This is a genomic window from Paraburkholderia sp. GAS448 (assembly GCF_050435685.1).
GTDB lineage: Bacteria > Pseudomonadota > Gammaproteobacteria > Burkholderiales > Burkholderiaceae > Paraburkholderia.
Genome location: NZ_JBNDKT010000005.1, coordinates 380,382 through 404,816 on the forward strand (window position 1 = coordinate 380,382; position 24,435 = coordinate 404,816).

Sequence of the window (24,435 nt, forward strand, 5' to 3'; positions counted from 1 at the left end):
GTATTGCATACTGCTTGCGTCACACCTTCGAGGAACGCCCGGTCTCGTCGAGCCACTGAACGATGTTGCGAACCGTATCGCCATAGAACGTACGATACAGCTCCTTCGACACGTAGCCGATATGCGGGGTCCCGAATAGATTGGGCAATTCGCGCAGCGGATGCGGATTGTCAAGAGGCTCGACATCGTAAACATCCAGCGCGGCGCCGGCGATCTGACCGCTCGTCAAGGCCTTGACGAGCGCGGCGGCGTCGACGATCGGACCTCTCGACGTATTGATCAGCCGGCTGGTCGGCTTCATCTGGGCAAATTCGGCTGCGCCAACCAGATGATGCGTTCGCGGGCTCAACCGCACATGGATCGACAGGAGGTCCGAGCTGGAAAACAGTTCGTCCTTGCTGACCCGTTGTACGCCTTTCTCTTGCGCGCGTTCCGCCGTGAGATTCTCACTCCACGCAATGACGTTCATTCTGAACGCACGGCCGATCACACCGACGGCGGACCCGACGCGTCCCAGACCGAGCAGGCCGAGCGTCTTGCCGGCGAGTTCTTCTCCCAGCGACAGTTGCCAGCCGCCCTGCCGGAACGACTGGTTCTCCAGCGGTATGTTGCGAACCATGCTCAAGATGAGCGCCCACGTGAATTCGATCGTCGGCGTCGAGCTGTAACCCGTGTGACGCACCTCGATACCACGTTCAGCAGCGGCGTCGAGATCGATCGACGCATTCGCCGCGCCGGTCGACGCGATCAGCTTGAGGTTCGGCAGCTTTTCGATGACGTCGCGCGTAAGCGGCGTACGCTCGCGCATCACGCACAGCACGTCGAAGGGCTTCAGACGATCGATCAGTTTTTCAACGTCGTCGATGTGGTCATTGAACACAGTGATGTCGACGCGGCCGTCCAGCGGCGACCAGTCGGCCATCGTCAGTGCGACATTCTGATAATCGTCGAGGATCGCCGCCTTGATACGGGGCAGGGTGGACATGCTGCATTCTCCATGTCTTGCGTGGTTGGGAGGCCGAGGCGCCGCGCGCATGACGTGCACGCCCTGGCTGCCGGTGAACCGTCAGTTTGACGCAAACCGGCTTTGCCTGCAGAGACGCCAGCAATCGCCGCACTGCGCTTCAGTCCTCGAGCGGCGACAACGCCTCGACAGGCACCTTCTTTGCGGGTCCTATGTGGATCGCGGGCACAAAGGCCAGAAGCACGACGACAAAGATCGCAATCGCGAAAATCGACAGGAACGTCAGGTGAAGCGATTGATGCAGCACCTGACGGATCGCATCGCCACTGGCAAGACTCGCTGCCTGATTTTGAAGCAGTGCCTTCAGCTGATCTGACGTGACCGCCACGCCGTGCCCTGAATGACCAAGACCGAAGTTCAGCACCGCGCCGAACAGCGTGGCGCCAAGCGTGCTGCCGAGATTGCGCGAGAAGAGATTCGATGCGGTCGCGCTTCCGCGCTGCGCGGCATCGACGATTTCCTGGATCAGGACGAGCGAACTGACGCTCGACGTTCCCATACCGAAGCCCATGATGAGCGAACCGAACGCGGCGACGAGCGGCGAGCTTCCGGGCGACAGCAGGAGAAGCAGCACCGCACCCACCGGAATAAAAGCGCTGCCGCCGATCAGGATGGGTCGCAATCCGGTGCGGTGAAATGACTTCGCTGCGAGCGTCGCGCCTACGGGCCAGCCGACCATCATCATCGTGAGCGCAAGGCCGGCGACCACGGGCGAACGATGCAGAACGCCCTGAACGTACATCGGCAGGAACGTGGTGGCGCCCATCAGAATCATGCCGGACAGGACCGTCGCGCCGTTGCAGGCAGCGATGGGTCGGCGGCTCCAGAGCGCAAAAGAGATCATCGGTTCGGCGGCGCGACGCTCCTGCAGCACGAAGCACAGCACGCTCACCACAAACACAGCGCCGGCGATCGATGCCCTGGTGATGTCGTCGTCACCGGCATAGGTCAGCGACATCATCAGCGCTGCAATCGCGGCCATGAAAAGCGCCGCGCCGGCAAAGTCGATCGAGGGACGGGCGTGTCGCTCCGATTCCCGCAGGAAAGCGATAAAGCCCGCGGCCGACGCGAGCCCGATCGGCACGTTCATCCAGAAGATCCATGCCCACGACAGATTGTGGATGATGAAGCCGCCGACCATCGGCCCGACGACCGCCGAGATTGCCCAGACGCTCGCAAGGTAGCCTTGCACCTTGCCTCGTTCGCGCGCGGGATAGAGGTCGGCGACGATTGTCAGCGTGACCGGCTGGATCGCCCCCGCGCCGATTCCCTGAATCAGCCGGAAGACGATCATCGCCGGCATCGACCATGCGAAGCCGGCGAGCACGGAGCCGATCAGGAAGATCGCGATACCGGCGAGGATGACGGGCTTGCGTCCATACAGGTCGGCGAGCTTGCCGAAGATCACCGTCATCGCGGTCTGCGTGAGCAGGAACGAAGAGAAGACCCAGCTGTAGAGGTGCAGATCGCCCAGTTCGGCGACGATTTGCGGCATGGCGGTGGAAACGATGGTGGCTTCGATGGCGACCATTGCCATGGAAGCCATGACGGATGCGATGATGAGAGGGCGCGACGACTGTGGGCTGCGGGACATGGGGACAGTTAGAGTGAGAAACGACAGCGCGTCGCAGATCGCTCCGTGGCGACGCTTGCGTCCGCTGGCACCAGTGCGGACGGCGTCGATTATGCACCTCGCGAAAGATGTCTGCAGGCGTCCCGGCCCCTGAGGACGGGCGCCGAAGCGGGTTCAGGCAATCCATCAGCCCTTCCTGCATCGAAAAAATGCATGGCGACGCGCCGAACGGCTTCCTATCATTGTCGAGCGGGCGGACGACGCAGAGTGCCGACGGCTTCACCCGCTGGACGTGACACTCACGGTGATGCGCAGCAGCAACGGCCGATTCGGCGTAGATGGAATATGCTTGTCACTCGCGATTGTGAACATTGCCGGAACCCTACATATGAAGATTCTGTTCCTCATCCCTGTTTTCTCAGCGCTATTCATTTTCGGCGGCGCGGCCTACGCGCAGGTCGACCAGTCGGATCCGCAGGCGCTGATCAAGACCGTAACCCAGCAGGTACTCGACGAGGTGCACAGCCGGGCGATCGAGCCGACCGATATCCCTCGCATCAAGGATGTCGTGGACAGGGACATCCTTCCCTACATCGATTTTCACCGTACCACGCAGCTCGCGATGGGCCGCCACTGGAGGACGGCGACGCCGACGCAGCAGCAGCAGATGGTCGACCAGTTCCAGACGCTGCTGATCCACATGTATTCGGGCACGCTTGCGCAGCTTCGCCCGGATCAAAAGATCGATTACCCGCCGATGCGCGTCGCGCCGACCGATACCGACGTCGTGGTACGCACGGTCGCGATCAACGAGGCCGGACCCGTAGAAATCGACTACCGTTTGTACAAAACGCCGCAAGGCTGGCGCGTGTATGACCTGAATGTGCTCGGCGCGTGGCTGATTCAAACGTATCGGCAGCAGTTCAACGACAAGATTCAGCAGGACAGCGTAGACGCCTTGATCCAGTTTCTTGCTGAGCGCAACCAGCAGCTTGCTTCGGGCAAGCAGTAACTGTCCGGTGGGCAGGATGATGTTGGACGTTCCTTGACAAGACGTTAGGGCCTGTTCACGCAGGCCATAAGAGCGGACCTACGTCGAAGTCGACCTGGCGGCGCGCTGCAATACGGTCATCGGGCCGAGTCTCCGGACCGTTTCCATCTGTATTTCGTCGCGAACGAAGAGGGACCCCGCGAACCCCAGGGCATTGACCGCGATTCCCTCGACGCACTCTGTCGATCTCGGCACGAGCAGCATCCACTGGTTCGTGACCAGCAGGTTATACGGCGCCGACTGCCGCGGTTCGCCATCGACAACCATCCCCGGCATACCGGCTTTGTCGAGCAACGCGAGGTAGCGCTCGAATGCACTGTGAGCCGTCTCCAGCGAATTCGTTGCGCCCAGCGGTTCCAGCCGGGCAAACGCGTGAGGAAAAGCGAGGCCGGGTACGGAACCGATGAATCCGTCCATGCATGCAGCCGCAAGGAGCGGCTCGATCGGCAAAAGCGGGTCCAGTTCGTCGAGCGGCAAGGGCACGATCTGCAGATGCTTATGACGTTGGCTCGCGCCGGCGGCCGGACCGCCATTGTAGAAGCCGAGGCCATCGAACTGGGCCATGCAGTTGAACAATGCGCCAAAGTCTTCCAGATTGAGTAATGCCTCCTGCAGTTCAAAGCGACGCGTGACGATGAGGAGGTGATGATCGATGACGTTGAACTTGTTGAGGAGAGCGAGGTGCGTCTCCGAGATATCAGCGACGAAGAGGTCCGGGTCGTAAGGGAGGAAAGGGTTAGGTTTGCGACCGTCCGCAGTCCTGGCCATGCGCTTTTGCTGGTCCTCATCCTTGCGCGCGAGACTCGACACCTGGCGAACGAGGAAGCGTACGCCGCCATCTTCGATCGTCGTGCGGAGTGTGCCGATCGGGTGCAACGCGCCACAAGCCAGCGCATGCGCCGTTTGGCGCAGGATGGCGGGCCACAAGGTGTCGGGTTGGAGAGGGAGATTCATTGCAGACGTCCCGACACCTTGAACACCGGGTTGAAGGGTATGCCTTCAAGATGGTGCTTCAGCTGGCGCATCAGGCACCCCCAGGTCGTGTTGCGCTCGGCTATCGCCTTCGCCGCCGAGTGTGCGTCGGTGTGCAGGAAAGAGACTTGGGTCTTGCCTGCCTCGAGCGTCGCCAGCTCGAAACTGAGCGTAGTGCCGACCCAGTCCGGTGGCCCGTTGACGCAGGACCACACCAGCCTGTGCGGCGGATCCAGCTCGTCGACACGCATGCGGAAGACGACGCTGCGTTCCCAGAAACCAAACTCGGCCATGCCGCCCGGACGCGCTTCGAAGACGCTATCTTCCGTCCACCACGCCTGAAGTCCTTCCCGGGTGGCCAGCGCGGCGAAGACGCGCTCGGTCGCGGCCTCGATCGTGATCTGATGATAGAGATCGGTCATCACTACCTCCGATGGCCGCGTGCTCCTTTCGCGTGGCCCCTGAGAACGAGGGCTGTGAATTCCGCGGCGTCGAGTTTTCTTTATACACTTGGCTGGGCACCGGTGATGCATGCGATGCGGTTCGTCTTCGGTCGAAGAAGACGCCCGTCAAGCTGAGGCTCACGGTCGAATGCTAAACGCGTAGATCTTGCCGTCACCCGCGACGTAGAGTTTCCCTTCTGCGGCGAGGATGGTCACGAAATGCCGCAGCCCGGGCATGACATCGTCAGGGCCGCCGCCGACGAACACCGGCTGGCCGCTATCGCCCCGGAAACCATGCAGACGGTTGTCGCCCTCCGCGCCAGCGATCCACACGATGCGGTCCGCGCTGCCGTCGCTGGTTGTCGTGATCGGGCTACCCGCACCGTCAATATTCGCGCACCAGGCCGTACTCAAGCCGCCACGAGAAGCCGCCCCGATCCGCAACACGACCAGACCATTCGGGTCGCTTCCGCCCGGACATGCCGACCCGGCGCCTGGGAATGCGACAAAAACCCCATCCGGCGTAGAGTATGACGCAGGCCCGGCGCGGATCGGCCCGCGCGACACCTGCTGCACGTCGAGCGCACCGCCGATGCCGCCCAGATTCTCCCGGTCCAGCAGATAGGCCTTGCCGTCCTTGCCCAACGCTACGATCAGGCGATGGCCGTGTAAGTCGATCGGCATCGGGTTGGCGCCGTCCAGGTCGAGGTCGGCCTCGTCCAGCTCGTGCCAGTCGGCGGGCGCAAACGCGTCGTGCTGGCTTGCCGATCGGTGAAGGTCGGGGGCGAGGTGGATGACTGCCTCGCCATCCGCCCAGCTATCGGCGCCGTCGGTGTTGCCGGTCGAGACGAACAGGGCGCCGTCGGCCGTGGCGATTCCTCCGGGGGCCCAGATGCCGCCCTTGCGTCCGCGAGTCGCCCATCCGTCGAAGACCGCTGGCGTGTCGCGTCGCAAGCCGACTACCCAGCCGTGGTAGTCGCCGCAGTCGCCGTAGTGGCCGCCGTATGGGACGAACAGCCGCCCATCGAGAAGCGTCAGCGCCCCTCGCTGGTTCTGCAGGCGCGGCGTGAACGACATTCCTTTCGCCTGCAGCCCTGCGGCGATATCGACCGGCCAGCCGGGCAGCACCGAGCCGTCGCGCAGCGACAGCGCGTACACCAGGTGCCTCGGCTCATTCTGGCGGACCACCAGCGCGTCGAGGTATAGCGCGCCCGTCGCGGAGTCGATCACCGGCGTGCCAGTGATTCCAAGTGGATGGATGTTGCCGCAAGGCAGGTCGGCGGCAGGTGCAGGCGTTCCGAGTGCATCGCGCCATACCACGTGACCCGTTACGGCATCCAGCGCGTAGACGACGTTCGCTTCAGTCGCGACGATCAGCAGTCCGCCCGTCGCGCCGGGAGGGCGCCAGTAGAGCGGCTGGGCATAGACATGCCCTTCGACCGTGCCGTCGAAGCGCACGTCCCGATGCAGGCGTGGCGCACTCTGCCAGGTGAGGCCCGCCACGACATACTGGCCGCTTCGGTTGCCGGTGTGGTGGTAGGCGGGCACTGAATCGCCGCTTTGCGCGCACGCCGAGCCGGCGTACGCGCACATCCACAGTACGGACAGGTTGAGAAGCTTTAGCATCAGTCTGGCGATGGACATTGGCCCCTCCATCCTGCGCTGGCGGACAACGCTTGCGCGAGCGTGAAGTCGCGACGCGGCATGCCCTGGGCGTTGAACGATCCTCACGTAAGGTTTCGATCGTCAAGGGAAATGCTGGCGTCGACCTGGAAAAACAGGAGTTCCGCGGTACCCGTTCCGGTAATGGCTTTTGAAGCGCTGTCGATGGTCGCGTCGGCATACGGACGCGCGGGCGAGTCTGCCCCTTGCGGAAACGGGCAGGGGGCGGCGCGACCATTCGAAATATAGTCGGATATTTCCCGGTTGGTTAGTGCGAAGTGTTTGAGCCGAGAGACACGGCGTCTACAACCGTGCGTAAGGCTGCGATAACGACTTCGAAGACCTGATGAGATCCTCCAGCATCATCGCGCGCTTTCCCGGATCCGTGTCGCGGCTCGTCATGAAGCAAAGCGCAGCGACGGGAAGCCCCGTCCGGTCGCGTATAGGCGCCGCCATGCACAGTCGAAAGGTGTGAGAAAGGCCTTCGGTGCAACAGTACCCCAGCTCGGCCGCCTGCTCGACGTCGTGCAGAAAGTCCTGAAATTCAACGCGCCTGCCGTTGTCGAGGATAAAGTCCTCGTCCGGGATCAGGCTGCGAATCTCCTCCGCGCGCAGATGGGAGAGCAGCAGGCGGCCCGATGCAGTCCACGGAATCGGCACTTTTACGCCGATGTCGGAACTGATGTTGAAGGGCCGCGAGCTGTTCTCCGACAGGACCACGGTGTACTTGTTGCCTTCGAGCATGCACAACTGCGCAGTCTCATCGTGGGTCCGGACGAGCGCGAGGATCGCCTGATGGGCGCGACTGATCAGATCGTTATGTACGGCATAGTCGGAGCCGTAGTAATGCATCTCGCGGCCGAAAAACACGCTGCCGTCGGCCGTTGTCTCGAGCCATCCGGCTTCCGTGAGCATGGTGACCAGTTCGTAGATGCTCGAGCGCGGCGCGCCGGTCGCTTCAATCAGTTCGCGCATCGTCATCGGACGCCGCGCGATATGCAACTGCTTGAGAATGCCGATGACGCGGTCGACTCCCCTGGCCCTCGATGATTCTGGTGCGGACATTCCTTCAACTCCGTCGGCGAAAGGGTTCGCAGTTTATCGTTTGTGTGACGCAAGTTCAGCGCGTGAAGGGCGACGCGCTGTCAGCCTGCGGCCTGAAGACGACTGCCGCCTCTTCGGCGGCGCGCTCAATGGTCGAGCACACGATGCAGGAACTGGCGCGTACGTTCGTTCTGCGGGTTCACGAAGATCTGCTCGGGGGCGCCCTGTTCCGCGATCACCCCCTTGTCCATGAACACGACGCGGTCGGCGGTCTTGCGCGCGAAGCCCATTTCATGCGTGACGACGACCATGGTCATCCCGTCGCGCGCCAGTCCTCGCATGACTTCGGTCACTTCGCCGACGAGTTCCGGATCGAGGGCGGACGTAGCCTCGTCGAAGAACATGATGCCTGGCTCGACCGCCAACGCTCTTGCGATCGCGACACGCTGCTGTTGGCCGCCGGAAAGCTGGCTCGGATAGTGCTCGGCGCGATCGGCAAGGCCCACCCGGTCGAGCGCGTCCATCGCACGCTTCTTCGCGTCCGCTGCGCTCATCTTGCGTGCCTTGATCAGCGCGAGCGTCACATTGCCAAGCGCGCTCTTGTGCGGAAACAGGTTGAACTGCTGGAATACCATGCCGACATGACCGCGGATTTCCTTCGCCCGGCGCGCATCGTGCAGCGGCACTTCGTTGACCCAGACTTCGCCCGTGTCGGCCGTTTCCAGACCGCTCATGATACGCAGCACCGTGCTCTTGCCCGAGCCCGACGCGCCGATCAGCACGAGCACTTCGCCCGGCCGCACATCGAGGTTGATCTCCTTCAGGACCTGCGTAGCGCCGAACGACTTGCTGACGCCGGTGAGGTTGATGATGGGCTTCGACGTAGCGACAGTGGTCATGACAACAGGCTCCTTCTTCGGTCATGGTGGCGCACCCACTGCGACAGTGGAAAGCACACGATGAAATAAAGCACGGCAACGAGTCCATAGATTTCCACCGGTTTGCCGACCCGGTCGACGATGGCCTGACCACCATGCATCAATTCCGACATGCCGATCATGCTGACGATCGACGTGTCCTTGATAAGCGATAAATACTGGCCGACGAGCGGCGGCATCACGATCTTTCCGGTTTGCGGCAGGATCACTGAAAAGAAAGCCTGAGTCTTGCTGAGCCCTAGGATCTGCGACACCTCCCACTGGCCTTTCGGAACGGCTTCGATGCCCGAGCGGAACACCTCGGCGATGTAGGCGCCCTGATATACGCTCAAGCCTACGACACCCGCCGCGAATACATCGATCGCGTAGCCGAAGTACGACACGCCGAAATAGATGAACATCAGCGTGATCAACACAGGCGTGCCGCGAAACAGTTCGGTATAGAGCCTGGCGACGCGCGGCGTGCCCCATGGCCCGAATGAGCGCAATACGGCTGCCAGCAGCCCGATCAGCGTTCCACCAACGATCGACGCCGCAGAGAGAAGCAGGGTCGCCAGCAGTCCCTGAAACAGGATCGCCAGGCTGGTCATCAACAATTCGCTCGACATGTTCGGTCTCCGGTTTGAGCGCTCAGGTGCGATCGGCCTGTCGTGCGACGAGGAACGGCCGGCGCGTGCGTTTCTTCATGACGAGCGGCGGATGAAAGACACGCACACCGATCTGGCCCGCCAGCCACGACAGCAGGTTGCTCAGGAACAGGTAGGCAATCAGCGTGATCGAGAAGGTCTGGATATAGAGCAGCGTGCGCGCATTGATCACCGTTGCCGTTCCGCTCAACTCCGGCAGCGCGATCGCCGACAGGAGCGACGTGCCGAGCAACAGCTGGATCAGGTTGTTGACGATCGCGGGATAGACGGCGCGCGCGGCCTGCGGCAGAACCACCTCGATGAAGATCTGCGAACGTTCCAGACCAAGGATAGACGCCGCCTCAAGCTGACCGCGCGGCACGGACTGGATACCCGCGCGAAACACTTCGGCCAGATACGCGCCGACGTTCACCCCTAACGCGATGACGCCGGCGGTATAGGCATTGAGCGTGATGCCGAGCGAGGGCAAGCCGAAGAACACGATGAAGATCTGCAGCAGCACCGGTGTATTGCGGATCGCTTCGACATACATCCTCGCGATCGCCTGCAGCAGCCCGACGCGCGATGAGCTTGCGAGTGCGGTGAGCAAACCGAGCAGCATCGCGAGGACGAAGGCCAGCAGCGTGACCTGGAGCGTCAGCCACGACGCGCGAACGAAATCGTTCCAATAACCCGCAAGGGTCACCCATTCATAGCTCATGGTTCCTCCGTCGATCGAGCAGCGCGGCGCTAGCGGGGTTTCAGTACTGCGGGTTCAGCGGGAAGCGCGGCTCGGCGCCGAACCACTTCTTGTATAGCTGCGCGTTCTGCTTCGATGCATTGACCTGGAACAGGAACAGGTTCAGGTAATTGAGCCAAACCTCATCCCCTGCCTTCACGCCGAATGCGTTGTATTCGAGCGGAACCAGCGCTTCGTTGGTGACGGTCAGATCCGGATCGAGCGATGCCTGATAGGCGAGAAAGTTGTTGTCCTCAATCATCGCATCGGCCTGTCCCTGCTTGACGGCAAGGATCGCGGCCTGCGAGCTGTCGAATTCCTGGATCTTGACCTTCATGTTCAGCGAGCGCACCTCGTCGCCGTTCGTCGAGCCCTTGACCGTCGCAATCGTGCGATTCGACATGTCGTTGATGGACTTGATGCCGCTGCTCTTCTTGACCAGAAGCGCCTCGCTTGCGACCACATAGGGATTCGTGAATGCGATTTCCTTCGCCCGCTCCAGGTTGCGGGTGAAGTTGCAGAACACGACATCAACCTTGCTGGTTTGCAGGTTCGGAATGCGGTTGGCGCTCGTCGTATTCACGACTTCGAGCTTGACGCCCATCTGCTTCGCCAGTTCTTTCGCCAGGTCGACGTCGTAGCCGTCAGGTTGGCCGTCCTTGTTGTAGAAGCCGAACGGCGCAAAGGTCAAACAGTCGCCTACGCGCAGCGTGCCCCGTTGCAGGACCTGCTTCAGCGTCGAATCAACCGCGGCGCCTTGTTCCGGCGGGGCGACCTTCGTGCAGCCGGCGAGCATCAGCAGACCGGCTACCGCGAACAAGCAACTGAATTTTGCGCTTTCCCTGACAAATCTCATTTTTCGATCCCGATCTGGTGTGAGAACTCCGTGCGTGGAGGAAACGGCGATCAACATGGCCTTCCCGGCATGCTCCGATCGGTGAGATCGAACGAATCGCGCGCTTATGCCCGGCTGTCTGATATATCGGAATCATGTCCGACACAGCAGATGGAGGGAAGTGTTTCACGGGAAAAAAATAGTTGCAATGGGGTATACACGGACGCGGATAACGCATTGCGCGTGAACGTGCGGTGCTTTCAAAGCGAAAGAAATCGCGGGCTTTTTGCTGAATCCGCCCGGAGGTGAAGCGCCTGGTCTTCGATGGGGTTCTTTACGCGTATTCGGCGATAAATATGGAATGCGAAATATTGTCGACGGATTTTTTTACTGTCGGCGATGCGGTGGAATCGAACACCGATAAGCCGGGAATTGACATGCATCAGCGATCACCTATCCCGCAGCCGCCCAACCCGGTGATCCAGGCCGGCTCCGACCTACGTGGCTGCGATGAAATCCGGATCTTCGAACAGTTTGCGAAGCAGATCCTGGAAGATGGCTGTGGTTTGATTAAGTCCGTTCGACGCGGCGAGCACGCCAAGGAACTCCGAATCCCAATGGGTGTCCACGCGCAGCATCTTGTCGTAGCGGACGGTCTGATCGCGTCTGACGACAAAGTGCGCCGTCAGTTCTGCCTTGCCGTCTGTCACCCGGACTTCAAGGAGCGTCGCTTCCAGTGTTGCAGTTGCGCCAGCGTCGTAATTTCCCGAGGTCGACAGTTCGGTGCGGATCGCTTCGTTCAGGTATGAGGACCACGAACCGCTTCCCGGCGCGGAGAAGCGAACGGCTCGCACCGAGGTCTGAACGTCGGCGGGTTCTGCGCCAGTCGTTACCCGGTAGCGTGCTGCATGAGGGAGACGCGCTAGCGTCATCTGGTTGGACACGCTCACCTGATAGGGCAGCACTTGCTGCGTGACGCACCCGCTCAAGCTCAGCGCGCCAGCCAGAATCGCCGGTACGGCAAGCGACCTGGCCAGGCGCCGACGGGCTTCGAGGTAGCGAATCACTGGGCCAGGTCCGACGACTGATCGATTTCTTCCAGACTCCTGGCCACGATCTGTTTGATCATCGTGTCGGAGGCTTGCTGAATGGGCATCGGTTGAAGTCCCGCCGGGCCGGATGCGTTGCCGATTGTCGTGTAGATAGCGTGCTTGACTACCTTGGTCACCGCATCGTGGCCAGGTTCGACGTAGTTGACGGTGCAGATGTACCCATCGGTGACCATCGTGCCTACGAGGCCGAAAGTCAGTCCTACGCCGAAGCCCTTGGCTGCAACGTTGTCCGTCAACGCGATGTTGTTGATGGAAATGGACAGCTTGCGGCCAGACGGTACAGGGTCGTACGACACCTGGCTAAACAGGCCGGATTGCGATACCTGCTCGTACACGCGGGGTCTGACGGCGTCAGTGGCCCGTGCATTGGTTACGCCTTTGGTCTGGAACTCGACCAGCAACTGGATGGGCTGTGGGCTTGCGGACTTTTTCAGATCTGCGTAGTGCGGTTCGCCGAGCGACTGGTCCACATAGGAATGAGGCGTCATGCAGGCGGAGAGCGATAGCGCAAGACCGATTGCACCGGCAAGCGCGATTGTGCGTTTTGTATTGAACATGAATATCTCTTGTTTCTACTTTTTCGGATTATCTCGAACAGAAGCTGGCCCCGGTAGCCGTCACTCGATGGATCAGACAGCATCAGATGCGTCGAACGACGAGAACACGTATTCTCTTTTACGGCCCACAACTACGATTCTTTAGATTTCGTGGCTGGTGTTATTTTTCTGCAAGGCACTGGACGGCTAAGCGCTCGATGCCCTGTGTATTCTGGACATTAAGCCTTTCTGTCTGGATGGCAGTATTGGACTTCGCGACGGAATGATCGCCGCGACGGGGAAGGGTGAATGGCCGTCACAGCCGGGCAAGGGTCGCTAGCCGCTTCGGGTCGCATTTGACTTCGCCGTGATGGCACAAGACGCCGTTGCCGCGCTCCTGCATTGCAGTACAGTATGTGTGTTGCAGCACCGTCCGCGCCTTGCCGGACGGGATAAACTTTGAAAACATTCAGGGCTCTTCTGCCGGCCACTACAGGAGCGTTGCCGTGAGACTGTTCAAAGCGATACCGTCTTCGACATCGATTGTATGGATGGTCTTGTTGATGCTTCTGGCGCCACCGACGTTTGCACAGACAGATGACGGAAATACCGCCAGCGACGCAAGTGTTCCCGCATCAAAGCCAAAAGTGGACTGGAAGGAGCGATTGCGGGAAGCCACCGTCAAGGAAGGCCAGCCTGTCCTGCTCGTTGTGCATTCGGCGAAAGACTGTATCTATTGCACGCGCTGGAAGGGCTCGCTCGGAGGGAAGGGTGAATTCGAGTCATGGGCTCAAACTCATCCTGACGTTCATCTTGTCATCGTGGATCGGCAGGCCATCGCCAGTGCAGAAGTAGCCGAGGATTATCATCCCGACAGCGTGCAATGGCTGTTCAAGAGGAATCAGCAACGCGGGAATCTGCAGCCCGGGACACCGCTGTTCGAAATCGTCGTGGCGCACAAGACCGTGTGGCGGTCTTATGGCTACCATTCCTGGGATCGCGACGTGTTCCCGGCGATAAAAGATCTGGATGGCCGCCGCTCGGCTTCCGGTTCGGCTGCAGATTAGAACCTGACATCATCGTCATGCCATCCTGCGCCCGTTCGACCATCCTGTCGAGCGCGTCATTGACCCTCCCCTGACCCGGCGGATGTGCAGAGCAGTTCCACGATCGCGTTAGCCACCACTTTGCTCGCGAGCGAAAGCGTCGCAACGGGTACGCGTTCGTCCGCGCGATGGCCATTCGCCTCCAGCAGCGTGCGCGGTCCCGCGCCGTACATGATGGTCGGGACACCGGCTTCGACGTAGAGCCGGGCGTCGGCGTACAGCGGGACACCGTTGGTCGGCACCTCCTCGCCCATCACGAGGCTGGCCTCGCGGCAGAAGATATCGGCGAGCCGTTCGGCTCCCTCGATTGGCATGAATGGCCGGGCGAGCAGGATCTGCGTGATACCGACACGAATGCCGGGCAGCTTTGCGGCGCTCGCTTCGATGAGCGCGCGCAGTTCGGCTTCGACCGCTTCGGGTTGTTCTTCGGGAATGATCCGCCGGTCGAGCCGGAACGTGACTTCGTCGGGCACCACGTTCGTATTGATGCCGCCTTCGATCAGGCCGACCACGAGCGTCGGCGTGTCGATGCCGGCAACCTTCGAATGACGCTCGCTGAGGATCGCGCGATGCGCGTACAGGTCGGCGAGGATACGTGTCGCGGCCTCAAGCGCGTCGTGTCCCGTGTCGGGTCGCGCCGCGTGCGCGGACTTTCCGCTGACCTTGACTTCGAGATGAAGGCAGCCGTTGTGGGCGATTGTCACGTGATACGAAAACGAAGCGCAGACGGCGAAATCGGGGCGCGTGATGCCCTCTGAGAGCAGCCAGCCGGGTCCTGCCAATCCACCCGTTTCTTCATCGTGGGTGAAGTGCAGTTCTACCGTGCCGGCAAGCGGTGCACCGCAATCCTTGAGCGCGCGCAACGCATACGCATAGCTTGCGAAGTCGGACTTGGATACCGCCGAGCCGCGCCCATACATCCAGCCGTCGCGTATTTCCGCGCCGTATGGGTCGGTGCTCCAGCCGCCGCCGGCAGGCACCACGTCGCCGTGCGCGTTAAGGGCGACGGTCGGGCCTCTACCGAACCGCTCGCGCACGACGACGTTGATCACGCTGCGCATGCCGTGACGCGCGAGGACTTCGTCAGGAACACGATGACGCTCCACCGCGAAGCCCAGCTTTTCCATCTCGCTGGCGGTGAGTTCGCCATGGGGCGCGCAATCTCCCGGCGGGTTGTCCGATGGGCAACGGACGAGTGCTGCAAGCAGTGCCTGCTGTTCGTCGCGATGCTGGTCGAGCCATCCGGCGATACGGTTCTTCAATTCGGTGTGGTTCATGGCATCTCTCGCATCTATCACATCACATCCGCAGCCTGCAAAATGAAATGATCAAGGCGATAACGGGCTGGTCGAAAACGGGGCTCCCTTACACACTAGAGAGAAACACCTGATCGAATCATAGCCCCGTCGACGGGTCGTCTGCTGTCTTTGTCTTTGTCTGTGACATGTTCATCTGCTCTCCCAACATGTCCGTCATGCCTGGTTTCATGCTGTCAGCTTGCTGCGCCGACGCGTCGACAGCGAACAGGGATATGGCCAAAGTTGCTGCGATAGTAACCAGACGATGAATATGATTGATCTTCACGACGATTCTCTCCGAGACTGAAACGCGATCGCCAGCGCGACTTCGTGTTTGCCACGCTGTCGGGTCCAGTTTCAACATTCCCACCGCTGGAATGTCAAGGGCGGCAGCCTCGACATCGTTGTGGTCTGGATAAGGTAGGCGCAGCGCAGGCCAGGTTCCATGCTGCGAACGCCAGTCAACGCTGTGTATAGTCGCTACACTTGCCCCGAATGCCAGGTGATCGCTGCGGCGCCAGCGGCGCTGGTTATTGCCCGGCCACATCTATCAGGGAACCAGGCATGAACGACACATCCTCTTTTCGCCTCGCGCTTGAACATGCGCTAAGCCACTCCCTCGCGCATCTGGAAAATCTGGAACATAGTCCAGTCGCCGCCAGCGCAAGTCTGCATTCGTTGCGCGAACGCCTGGCGAAACCACTCAACAGCGAGAGCATGCCCGCCGAGCGGGTGATTGATGAACTTGTCGCCGACACGGCCGGGGGCATCATCGGTAGCGCCGGCGGCCGGTTTTTCGGCTGGGTGATCGGTGGATCGTTGCCCGCCGCGTTGGCGGCGGACTGGCTGACCAGCGCCTGGGATCAAAATGCCGCATCGTATTCATGCGGACCGGCAGAAGCCGTCATTGAAGAAGTATGCGGAGACTGGCTAAAGGATTTGCTCGGCTTGCCCCGCCACGCCAGTTTCGCTATGACCAGCGGTTGTCAGATGGCGCACGTCACCGCGCTGGCGGCAGCGCGCCACGCATTGCTTGCGAGCCGCGGCTGGCAGGTCGAGCGCGACGGCCTTTGCGGCGCACCAAAAATCCGTATCCTGAGCAGCGATCAATTCCACGGCAGCATCCTTCGCGCCATGCGCTTGCTGGGGATGGGAACAGGAGCGATGACAGGGCTGCGGACGAATCAGGCCGGTCAACTGGATGCTGCAACGCTCGAACAGGCGCTGCAGGAAGCGCCCGACACACCCACTCTCGTCCTGCTTCAGGCGGGCGATCTGAACATCGGCGCCTATGATTGTTTCGCCGAACTGATTCCTCTCGCGCATCGCTACGATGCGTGGGTTCATGTCGATGGCGCTTTCGGCCTGTGGGCGAACGTCAGCGCGCGTTACAAGTATTTGCTGGCCGGCGTCGAGCAGGCCGACTCATGGGCAACCGACGGGCACAAATGGCTGAACGTGCCGTATGACAGCGGTTTTGCTTTCGTCGCGCATCCGCAGGCCCACCGCAATGCGATGTCCTACGAGGCAAGCTACATCTCGCACAACGATCAGGTGCGCGAGCAAAAGGACTGGAACCCGGATTGGTCCCGGCGCGGGCGCGGTGTCGCGGCTTATGCCGCGCTACGTCAACTCGGCCGCCAGGGCGTCGGCGCTCTGATCGATCGCTGTTGCGACGCAGCGCATAGCCTCGCGACTGGCATCGCCGCTCTTCCTGGCACGGAGTTGGTGTGGGAGCCGACAATCAATCAGGGATTGGTCCGTTTTCTGGATCGACGGCCTGACGCCACCGAGGCCGACCACGATGCATGGACCGATGCTGTCACAAGTGCGGTGCTGGCAAGCGGCGAAGCGCTGTTCAGCAACACGACCTGGCGGGGGAAGCGTTGCATGCGGGTGTCAGTGTGCAACTGGCAGACCAGTTCTCAGGATGTAGCGCGTGCAGTGGCAGCAGTAGCGCAAGTGTTGCGAGCGCAGAACGGGTAAACATCGCTTTATCGCGCAGTTTTCGCGGATTCGTTCACGGCAGCAGGGCCGGTGCTTCCCTATGCACGCCAGTTGCGCGATGGATCGCGCTGTCCCCGGGCACGCGGACAGATCAGCCGGTGATCGACCGTGCCTGGGTAAGCCGTGCCTCTATTGTTGGATACCGGGCGGAATCCGGCTGCGTTGTGATCTAATCTGGCAGCTAACCCATACCGAAGGGGATGTCATGCGAAGCATCGCAATTCTCCTTGTGGTTTCCCTGACCGGCTGCGGCGCGATGGTCAACCACACGCGGACAGCGAGCGGCCGCGAGGGTGCGATCATCTCCTGCGGCGGCCTTCTGCGGACCTGGCACGACTGCGACAAGGCGGCCGCGAACGCCTGCTCCAGCGGATACGACGTGGTCGACCGTCAGGAGAAGAAGACCTATACCGACTCGGGCAGCTTCGTGACGAGGAAGCTCGTGGTGAGCTGCAGACCATGATTCAGGCAGGTGCCTGCCTGGAGTCCCGCGACCATGCCAGGTCTCTTTCGGTTTGCACTGCGTTTCCTGCGTACGCGGGTTTCGACACCCCCTCGTTCGTCCACCTAAAAGCGGGTTGCCTGTCGCATAAAAAATTGAATGGGGGTTATCCCGCGTTGACCCTGTGCTAGCGGATTCATTACAGTTCGGGCCGTTCGCATCAAGAATGCGAGTTCGGTATGCGAACAGAGACGAAGGCCAAAGATTTGACGACCGGGTCGCCAGACCAGCAGCCCGGTCGATACGGGAAACGATCAGTGTCGCGCAGTACCACCAGCTCAAGCTGTCCGGGTACTATTCGATTTCGAAGCGTACCGGCATGTACGCGTCGCAGGCGTTCCAGCGCGCGCGTGGCAACACGCCCGGCACAGATGCCAGTTCATCAGCGCCACCGCGACGATCGGCGACGGCACCCAGACCACGCCGTCTTCATCGGGTAGACAGTTTGCCGCCGGCGTCGGCATCGTGCACCCGTTCTGAAGCGGCACGATCGTAAAAAGGACGGCGGCCCTCGTGCCTGCCGCACGCAAAGGAGACAAGCCATGAGCCGTAGCAACGCCGTCAACATACAGACCTTCATCAATGAGCATCCGTTTTCCGGATTTCAATGGCTCATCTTTTTCATGTGTTTCGTCATCGTCCTGCTGGATGGTTTCGACACCGCGGCGATCGGCTTCATTGCGCCGTCGCTGATTACCGAATGGGGCATCAGCAAGCCGGCGCTTGCACCGGTGCTCAGCGCGGCCCTGTTTGGTCTCGCGTGCGGCGCGCTCGTCTCGGGGCCGCTGTCTGACCGCCTTGGGCGGCGCTCGCTGCTGCTTGGATCGGTTTTGCTATTCGGCGTGGCGTGTCTCGGCTCGGCGTTCTCCAGCAGCATCGAGCAATTGACGACACTGCGCTTCATCACCGGCGTGGGCCTTGGCGCGGCGATGCCGAACGCGGTGACGATGATGGGCGAATACTGCCCTGACCGGCGCCGTGCGACGCTGATCAATCTGATGTTCTGCGGCTTTCCGCTGGGTGCGGCGTTTGGCGGTTTTCTCGCCGCGTGGCTGATCCCGCATTTCGGCTGGCGCAGCGTGCTGGTCCTTGGCGGTGTCACGCCTTTGCTGCTGCTGGTCCTGCTTCTCGCGAAGATGCCGGAATCCGTACGCTACATGGTGGCGAACAGTCACCCGGTCGAACGGGTCCGCGCAGCGCTCGCGCGTATTTCAGGCGATGCCGTGCAAGCCGGCTCCTTCGTGATGACCGAGAACGCTCCGCAAACGGGCAGCAAGGGCCTCGGCGTCGTGCTGTCGCGCGCGTATATCGTCGGTTCCGTGATGCTGTGGGTCGCGTACTTCATGGGCCTCGTGATCTTCTATGCGTCGATCAACTGGATGCCGGTGCTGCTCAAGGACGCCGGCCTCACTCCGCAGCGCGCCACCCTGATTTCCGCGCTGTTCCCGCTCGGCGGCGTCGGTGCTGTGCTGTGCGGCGTGCTGATGGACCGCTTCAACGCCAACCGCATCATTGCGGCGTGCTATGCGTTGACCGCGGTGAGCGTCTACTTCATCGGTCAGGCTGTCGGAAACGTCGGCGCGCTGGTGTTCATCGTGTTCGTCGCGGGCGTGCTCATGAACACGGCGCAGTCGTCGATGCCTGCGCTGGCCGCCGCATTTTACCCAACGCAAGGGCGCGGCACCGGCGTGGCGTGGATGCTCGGGGTGGGGCGCTTTGGCGGCATCGCCGGATCGTTCCTCGTCGCAGAACTGACACGCGAACACTTCAGTTTCTCCGCCATCTTCGCGATCGTCGCGGGCGCGGGTGTGATTTCGTGCATCGCGCTGCTGATCAAGCAGGCCGCACGGCCGCACACCGTCACCGGTTCCTCGCAGGAGGCCGGATCTTTCGGCCACTGATCAGCCACGCTCGAAACGGATGCCCGGCCCGCGCTCGCGATGAGCGTGGGCCGCTGCGTTTGCGGGGTGTGCGATCACGCATGACAAAGCGGCGTACAAACCGCTAGCGAATATCGCTTAAGCATAAAGCGATTCATGAAAATCGCGCGCTGGCTGCGCCCGCACGGTTTTCGCAACGTATCGCCGGATATCAGACGCTCGCGGACTATTCCCGTGACGCCCGGCCGCCTGGGCAATCCGCGAAAAAATACCCTTGCTGCAGCGCGCAACGTCGCCTATACCAATATAGCCGGAGCGCTTTGACGTATCGAAAAGCGCTCCAGGAAACGGTTACGCCGCGTCGTCAGGCTGGCGGGTTGCTGTGCGGCTACGGGTGTTGTCACGGGGAGATGCTGATGGCGAGCGATACCGACAATTCGCGCATCGTCCAACTGGGCACGTACAACGTCAAGAAGGGCGAGAGTTCGGTTTCCGGGCTTTCTTCGGGAGCCTTCATGACGGTGCAATTGCATCTCGCGCATTCCTCCAGTTTTTCCGGCGTCGGCGTCGTGGCCGGCGGCCCGTTTCGCTGCGCCGAATCGTTCCGCGGGGCAGCGGTGCTCGCCGCGGATGCCTACGTGCAAAGTGCGGAATACATCTGCATGAGTCCCTTGACCGCGCAAACCGGGCCGAATGCCGGTCATCTTGCGCAGTTGGCCCGCGAGACGGCGCAGGCAGGCAGGATCGACGAGATCGCAAACCTCGCCGACGACCGGGTGTACATTTTCACGGGCAGTCGCGACACGGTCGTGTATTCGGACGTGGTCAGGTGCACGCAGCAATTCTACGAACGGCTGGGCGTGGCACCCGGGAACATCAAGTTTGTGGACACCGTCCCTGCTGGCCATTCGATCATCACGGACAACCCTGAAGATTCGCTGCTGGGTGTGAACCAGCCGCCGTACATCAATCAAGGCGACTTCATGCAGTCCCACGAGATTCTGAAACACATCTACGCCGGCCTGAATGCACCGTCGAAGTACCTGAACGGGCGATTGATACGCTTCGACCAGCGCGAATTCTTCGACAAAAACGAGCGGGCAAGCATGAGCGATTTCGGTTACGCCTACGTGCCTCGCGCGGTCGAAGAGGAAAAGAAGCCGGCGCGGGTGCACATCGTATTGCACGGCTGCAAGCAGGGCTACGGCTACGTGAACTACGTCTACGGCCAGGCCGACGTCGCCAACCAGGCGCCTTACGGCAATCGCTATATCACCACGACGGGCTACAACGAGATGGCGGACAGCAACGACATCATCGTGCTCTATCCGCAGGCGAAGGGCGCGGACGGCGGCGGTCTGCAAAACCCGGATGGCTGTTGGGACTGGTGGGGCTATACCAGCCTCGACCCCGAGCAGCCCGACTACTACTCGCGTGACGCCATTCAGATCAAGGCGCTGTATCGCATGTTGAGCCGGCTTGGCGGTTAGCGCCTCCACCTCAAACAAACCGAGCCTGCCATGGACGACTCTCCGACGCCTCCATCCACCTCGCTGGTACCCGCTGCGTCGGCATTGCAACGGTCTGTGCCGGCTGCACATGCCGCCGCCGTGCAGGACTCGCTGAAAGCCCCCGTCCTGCTGGGCGGGTGGGCGGTCCGCGCTGCGGGTAACGGGATCGACACCGGGAAACTGCTCGCCTTCGGCATGAATCTGCAAACCTGGGACGAACTCTTCCAGATGCAGCAGGCAATCCTGCAACGGCTGATGCAGCAACAACAGGACTGGCTGCGAGGCTGGACAGTCTGGAATCAGGAGCGCGCCAGCATCAAAGGTGCGAACACCGTTTCCAAGCTCGTCGAGCAGGAGTTCAACCTCATGGCCCAGATCGGTCAGTTGTTCTTCAACCAGACCACTAATCTGGTGGCATTGCAGGAGAACGTCGAGGTCGCTTACGCCTATTGGCTCAACGAGAAACTCGGGCCGTTATCCAGCTCCGTCAAGGGCCGGTGATCTGACGGGCGAGGCAAGTGCAAAGCCGCCGGGGAGCAGGCAAACTTGTCTGCTCAGTCTCCCCTGCAGTCGGGCGGCTCAACTGCCGAAGAACACGTTGCAGAAGCTGACAGGGCCGACGCAGGACGATTGTTCGGCTGCGTGTTTCGGCGTGCCGGACGACGTCGTTCCAGTGAGAGGCATACCGCCCACGGCATCATTGGTGACCTGTGCGTGATCCTGCGCCGCCACCCTGGCTTCGGCCGCCTGGATGTCCGCCGGGTAGTCGGCGTCATCACTGCGCGACGGGTTGTAACCCGCCTGCTCGACACGCACCAGATCCGCGCGGACCTCGGCGCGTGTGATCTGGGCTGGGGCGGTTTGAGCAAAGCTGAGGACCGGGGCTGCCAGTGCGCTGGCAAGAGTGAGGCAAGCGAGCATCTTCATGATTGATAGTCCTTGATTGACTGGTAGTGAGCGGTTGAGAGATCAACTGCCCGTTGAAAAGTGAAACGCCTTAACTGCCGAAGTACGGCGTGCAGAAACCAGCCGGACCGACGCAGGCGGTGGCCGGACTGCCCGTATTGCCGGCAACGCGTGTTGCTACGCGTTGGCCTGCCGCGCTCGAACCCGACATGCCGGAGCCATAACCGCTGTCGTTCTGCTGTTTCTGATGTGCCGCCTGTTGCACGAAGACCGGATTGACGTCGGGGTATGACGTCTCGGTCACGAAGCGGGAGCCGTTGTTTTCCGCCTGGATCAATTCCTGGCGGACTTCTGCGCGGGTCTTTTCCTGCGCCGACGCGCTGGTCGCGATTCCCGCCGAAGCAAGGAGGAACATCGATAGAGCGATTGTGAATTTGCTGTTCATGCCGTACTCCTAAATTATGCTGGATTGATTCCGTCTAACTTCTGAAGGGAAAACCACCCGTGCTGCTTCTTTTCCGTGCCTGGAAAATCTGATTCGGGTTCTGGCAGCGCCCCGCTGGACTATGTCCGTTCGCGTTAGCGTCTACATGAGGGCGAACACCTACCTCCGACGCTTATTCCATTTTTTTTCGCGATCGATCGTTCGCACGGCAGTCAGCCCGCGGAAGGGCGGGAAAGCGGCTTCTGGCCGGTGACCGGCCCCTGGTCTCTTTCGTTGCAGGTTTCGCGATGCGGAATAATTCGGACGTGCAGTCACGCTCGAGTCGGTTCATCATCGGAAGTGTCATGAGGCAGACGTGCCGTATGCCTTACGTCGACTGGCCGTGCCGGTCGTCATGGCGGTCAGTGCGCGGCGCACAGTTACACATTTTTCAGCCACAGTGATTTGCAGCGTGTCGAAATCGATGTCCGATCCCAGGAACATTCAAGGAGACTGCGATGATCAGCGGAAAGACCACTTTGATTGCCCACCTCGGTTACCCGACCGAGAATTTCAAGGCGCCGTTTATCTACAACCCCTGGTTCGAGAAAAAAGGCATCGATGCGGTCGTCATGCCGATGGGCGTGCTGGTCGACGACTACCCGACGGTTTTTCCATCGCTGTTCCGCCTGACCAACATTCGTGGCGCGCTCGTCACGATGCCCCACAAGATCACGACCGTCGGGCTTGTCGATGAAGTGACACCGACCGCCAGTATTGCCGGCGCGTGCAACGCGGTTCTCAAACGGGAAGACGGCACGCTGCTCGGCGACCAGTTCGACGGTGCGGGCTTCGTACGCGGTGTCGAACGCAAGGGACGCGCGCTGAAGGGCGCCCGCGTGCTGGTGCTCGGCAGCGGCGGGGTGGGCTCGGCGATCGCGGCATCGCTGGCCGGGGCGGGCGTGGCGGAGATGGCGCTCTTCGACACCGCCCAGGCTTCGGTCGAGGCGCTCGCGGGGCGTCTGCGCAAGCACTACCCGCAACTGGTGGTCACCACCGGCTCGAACGATCCCGCTGGTTTCGACCTGATCGTGAATGCAACGCCCCTCGGCATGAAGGAAGGAGATCCGCTGCCGTTCGATATCGACCGTATCGCGCCGACCACCTTCGTCGGCGAGGTCGTGATGAAGGCGGAATACACGCCGTTGCTGCAGGCGGCGCTAGCCAAAGGCTGTCAGGTGCAGGTCGGTACCGACATGCTGTTCGAGATGATTCCAGCTTACCTGGAGTTTTTCGGCTTCGGCACGGCCACGCCCGATGCACTTCGAGCGGTCTCCGAGATCAAACAGTAGCTGGGCGCGCCGACGTGAGCTTGCAGCACCGGGAACCGCCCGCCTGCGCCCGGAGTCGGGCCATGGCAGGCGGCATCAAAGCCGCGCCAGTACCTCGCGGGTCTTGTCGAGCGCCATCGTTGCGCGTTCCAGTGCGCTGACACCCTGTTCGAGCAATTGTCGCGTGGGAATCTCGAGGCTTAGCGGCAGGTCGGCGGGCAGCGCGCGCAGAAGGCCGGCCAGGTCGCAGTCGCCGTCACCGGGAAAGCGCCGTTCGTTGCGCGCCTGCCGCAGGATCTCGGCCATGTCGTCGGGCCGCGGGCCGGCTACATCGCACAACTGGGCGTAGTGAATACGCGAAGCCGGGAGCTTGCGCAGATCGTCGAGACGCGATGCCGAACGGTCGAAATGGAAGGCATCGACGAGCACGCAGCCGTTCTCCCGGCCAGCACCTTCGACGATGCGCACGGCCTGGGTCAGGTCGCGGGCGTCGGTCCACGGCATGAATTCCAGATGCGGGCGAATGCGATACCGCGCGGCCAGGTCGCACAACGCCGCAAAGTTTTCGGTGAGCCTGTGCTCATCGGAATCGTTGCCTGCAACCAGCAATTCGCTCGCGCCGAATTCGGCACCGAGCGCGAGATGCGGTTCGAAGTCGGCGACGACGGTATCGGGCTTGAGCCGCAGGATTTCGATGTCGAGCACCTTGATGCCGGTGTCGCGAAGGCGCGCGGTGGTCTCGCGGCGCAGATCGGCATCGCGCAGCAGCGGGAAGTGATATTCCTCCGGCGTGGCGGGCTCCGTGCGCAGACCGACGTGGCTATAGCCGGCGCGGGCAGCGACGTCGATCATTTCGGGCGGCGACAGCTCGAGCACGGTCAGAGCTGCAAGCGACATGATGCGTTGATTCATGAG

Annotated in this window: 26 protein-coding genes and 1 pseudogene; 10 read left to right on the forward strand and 17 right to left on the reverse strand. The window is 61.5% G+C overall.

Annotated features, from left to right (window positions below; all coding sequences use genetic code 11):
• Window positions 1-19: 19 nt before the first annotated feature.
• Window positions 20-985 carry a D-2-hydroxyacid dehydrogenase family protein gene (locus P3T23_RS13115; RefSeq protein WP_429316583.1) on the reverse strand — a complete coding sequence of 322 codons (966 nt, stop codon included), beginning with the start codon at window positions 983-985 and terminating at the stop codon, window positions 20-22.
• Between the two features lie 139 nt (window positions 986-1,124).
• Complete coding sequence (locus tag P3T23_RS13120) at window positions 1,125-2,618, reverse strand: MDR family MFS transporter (RefSeq protein ID WP_429316584.1); 1,494 nt, start codon at window positions 2,616-2,618, stop codon at window positions 1,125-1,127.
• 367 nt (window positions 2,619-2,985) lie between these two features.
• Between P3T23_RS13120 and P3T23_RS13125 the strand changes: the two genes are divergently transcribed.
• Window positions 2,986-3,609: an MlaC/ttg2D family ABC transporter substrate-binding protein gene (locus P3T23_RS13125; RefSeq protein WP_429316585.1), complete on the forward strand. Its 624-nt coding sequence runs from the start codon at window positions 2,986-2,988 to the stop codon at window positions 3,607-3,609.
• Between the two features lie 78 nt (window positions 3,610-3,687).
• Here P3T23_RS13125 and P3T23_RS13130 read toward each other — a convergent pair whose 3' ends face one another.
• The 10 genes from P3T23_RS13130 to P3T23_RS13175 form a co-directional block, all read right to left on the reverse strand.
• Entirely contained in the window at window positions 3,688-4,602 is a 915-nt protein-coding gene (locus P3T23_RS13130) for an ATP adenylyltransferase family protein (RefSeq protein WP_429316586.1), read from the reverse strand.
• Window positions 4,599-5,042 carry an SRPBCC family protein gene (locus P3T23_RS13135; RefSeq protein WP_429316587.1) on the reverse strand — a complete coding sequence of 148 codons (444 nt, stop codon included), beginning with the start codon at window positions 5,040-5,042 and terminating at the stop codon, window positions 4,599-4,601. Before P3T23_RS13135 ends, P3T23_RS13130 begins: the two co-directional genes overlap by 4 nt.
• Window positions 5,043-5,201: 159 nt before the next feature.
• Window positions 5,202-6,707, reverse strand: coding sequence for a hypothetical protein (locus P3T23_RS13140; protein ID WP_429316588.1), 1,506 nt, complete (start codon window positions 6,705-6,707; stop codon window positions 5,202-5,204).
• Between the two features lie 321 nt (window positions 6,708-7,028).
• On the reverse strand, window positions 7,029-7,790 hold the full coding sequence (locus P3T23_RS13145; protein ID WP_429316589.1) for an IclR family transcriptional regulator: 762 nt from the start codon (window positions 7,788-7,790) through the stop codon (window positions 7,029-7,031).
• A 125-nt stretch (window positions 7,791-7,915) separates the two neighbouring features.
• Window positions 7,916-8,668 carry an amino acid ABC transporter ATP-binding protein gene (locus P3T23_RS13150; RefSeq protein WP_429316590.1) on the reverse strand — a complete coding sequence of 251 codons (753 nt, stop codon included), beginning with the start codon at window positions 8,666-8,668 and terminating at the stop codon, window positions 7,916-7,918.
• A complete protein-coding gene (locus P3T23_RS13155; protein WP_429316591.1) occupies window positions 8,665-9,315 on the reverse strand; it encodes an amino acid ABC transporter permease in 651 nt (216 codons plus the stop codon). The genes P3T23_RS13150 and P3T23_RS13155 overlap by 4 nt, the downstream gene beginning before the upstream one ends.
• 22 nt (window positions 9,316-9,337) lie before the next feature.
• Complete coding sequence (locus P3T23_RS13160) at window positions 9,338-10,054, reverse strand: amino acid ABC transporter permease (protein WP_429316592.1); 717 nt, start codon at window positions 10,052-10,054, stop codon at window positions 9,338-9,340.
• A 40-nt stretch (window positions 10,055-10,094) separates the two neighbouring features.
• Window positions 10,095-10,928 (reverse strand): transporter substrate-binding domain-containing protein, encoded by an 834-nt coding sequence (locus P3T23_RS13165; RefSeq protein ID WP_429316593.1) that lies wholly within the window; start codon window positions 10,926-10,928, stop codon window positions 10,095-10,097.
• 476 nt (window positions 10,929-11,404) lie between these two features.
• On the reverse strand, window positions 11,405-11,974 hold the full coding sequence (locus tag P3T23_RS13170; RefSeq protein ID WP_429316594.1) for a hypothetical protein: 570 nt from the start codon (window positions 11,972-11,974) through the stop codon (window positions 11,405-11,407).
• Window positions 11,971-12,576: a hypothetical protein gene (locus P3T23_RS13175; RefSeq protein ID WP_429316595.1), complete on the reverse strand. Its 606-nt coding sequence runs from the start codon at window positions 12,574-12,576 to the stop codon at window positions 11,971-11,973. The genes P3T23_RS13170 and P3T23_RS13175 overlap by 4 nt, the downstream gene beginning before the upstream one ends.
• Before the next feature lie 485 nt (window positions 12,577-13,061).
• Here P3T23_RS13175 and P3T23_RS13180 point away from each other — a divergent pair, with 485 nt between their 5' ends.
• Entirely contained in the window at window positions 13,062-13,622 is a 561-nt protein-coding gene (locus P3T23_RS13180) for a hypothetical protein (RefSeq protein WP_429316596.1), read from the forward strand.
• Between the two features lie 56 nt (window positions 13,623-13,678).
• Here the strand turns inward: P3T23_RS13180 and P3T23_RS13185 are convergent, their stop codons facing one another.
• Complete coding sequence (locus tag P3T23_RS13185; RefSeq protein WP_429316597.1) at window positions 13,679-14,938, reverse strand: M20/M25/M40 family metallo-hydrolase; 1,260 nt, start codon at window positions 14,936-14,938, stop codon at window positions 13,679-13,681.
• Between the two features lie 118 nt (window positions 14,939-15,056).
• Window positions 15,057-15,245 carry a hypothetical protein gene (locus tag P3T23_RS13190; RefSeq protein WP_429316598.1) on the reverse strand — a complete coding sequence of 63 codons (189 nt, stop codon included), beginning with the start codon at window positions 15,243-15,245 and terminating at the stop codon, window positions 15,057-15,059.
• A 278-nt stretch (window positions 15,246-15,523) separates the two neighbouring features.
• Here P3T23_RS13190 and P3T23_RS13195 point away from each other — a divergent pair, with 278 nt between their 5' ends.
• The 7 genes and pseudogenes from P3T23_RS13195 (at window position 15,524) to P3T23_RS13225 (ending at window position 21,360) form a co-directional block, all read left to right on the forward strand.
• Window positions 15,524-16,945 (forward strand): pyridoxal phosphate-dependent decarboxylase family protein, encoded by a 1,422-nt coding sequence (locus tag P3T23_RS13195; RefSeq protein WP_429316599.1) that lies wholly within the window; start codon window positions 15,524-15,526, stop codon window positions 16,943-16,945.
• 226 nt (window positions 16,946-17,171) lie between these two features.
• Window positions 17,172-17,429, forward strand: coding sequence for a hypothetical protein (locus P3T23_RS13200; RefSeq protein WP_429316600.1), 258 nt, complete (start codon window positions 17,172-17,174; stop codon window positions 17,427-17,429).
• 295 nt (window positions 17,430-17,724) lie between these two features.
• Window positions 17,725-17,948: pseudogene (locus P3T23_RS13205) on the forward strand (porin); the annotation flags it as partial.
• Window positions 17,949-18,010: 62 nt separating this feature from the next.
• Complete coding sequence (locus tag P3T23_RS13210; RefSeq protein ID WP_429316601.1) at window positions 18,011-19,369, forward strand: MFS transporter; 1,359 nt, start codon at window positions 18,011-18,013, stop codon at window positions 19,367-19,369.
• 135 nt (window positions 19,370-19,504) lie between these two features.
• The gene (locus P3T23_RS13215) at window positions 19,505-19,672 is read left to right on the forward strand and encodes a hypothetical protein (RefSeq protein WP_429316602.1); all 168 of its coding nucleotides are present in this window, start codon (window positions 19,505-19,507) and stop codon (window positions 19,670-19,672) included.
• A gap of 92 nt (window positions 19,673-19,764) precedes the next feature.
• Window positions 19,765-20,838 carry an extracellular catalytic domain type 2 short-chain-length polyhydroxyalkanoate depolymerase gene (locus P3T23_RS13220; protein ID WP_429316603.1) on the forward strand — a complete coding sequence of 358 codons (1,074 nt, stop codon included), beginning with the start codon at window positions 19,765-19,767 and terminating at the stop codon, window positions 20,836-20,838.
• Between the two features lie 30 nt (window positions 20,839-20,868).
• Complete coding sequence (locus P3T23_RS13225; RefSeq protein WP_429316604.1) at window positions 20,869-21,360, forward strand: hypothetical protein; 492 nt, start codon at window positions 20,869-20,871, stop codon at window positions 21,358-21,360.
• Window positions 21,361-21,438: 78 nt separating this feature from the next.
• Here P3T23_RS13225 and P3T23_RS13230 read toward each other — a convergent pair whose 3' ends face one another.
• Window positions 21,439-21,789, reverse strand: a complete 351-nt coding sequence (locus tag P3T23_RS13230) for a DUF4148 domain-containing protein (RefSeq protein WP_429316676.1) — start codon at window positions 21,787-21,789, stop codon at window positions 21,439-21,441.
• Between the two features lie 67 nt (window positions 21,790-21,856).
• Window positions 21,857-22,210: a DUF4148 domain-containing protein gene (locus P3T23_RS13235; RefSeq protein ID WP_429316605.1), complete on the reverse strand. Its 354-nt coding sequence runs from the start codon at window positions 22,208-22,210 to the stop codon at window positions 21,857-21,859.
• 497 nt (window positions 22,211-22,707) lie between these two features.
• Between P3T23_RS13235 and P3T23_RS13240 the strand changes: the two genes are divergently transcribed.
• Entirely contained in the window at window positions 22,708-23,541 is an 834-nt protein-coding gene (locus tag P3T23_RS13240) for a shikimate dehydrogenase family protein (RefSeq protein WP_429316606.1), read from the forward strand.
• 75 nt (window positions 23,542-23,616) lie between these two features.
• Here P3T23_RS13240 and P3T23_RS13245 read toward each other — a convergent pair whose 3' ends face one another.
• Window positions 23,617-24,432, reverse strand: a complete 816-nt coding sequence (locus P3T23_RS13245) for a sugar phosphate isomerase/epimerase family protein (protein WP_429316607.1) — start codon at window positions 24,430-24,432, stop codon at window positions 23,617-23,619.
• Window positions 24,433-24,435 lie beyond the last annotated feature (3 nt).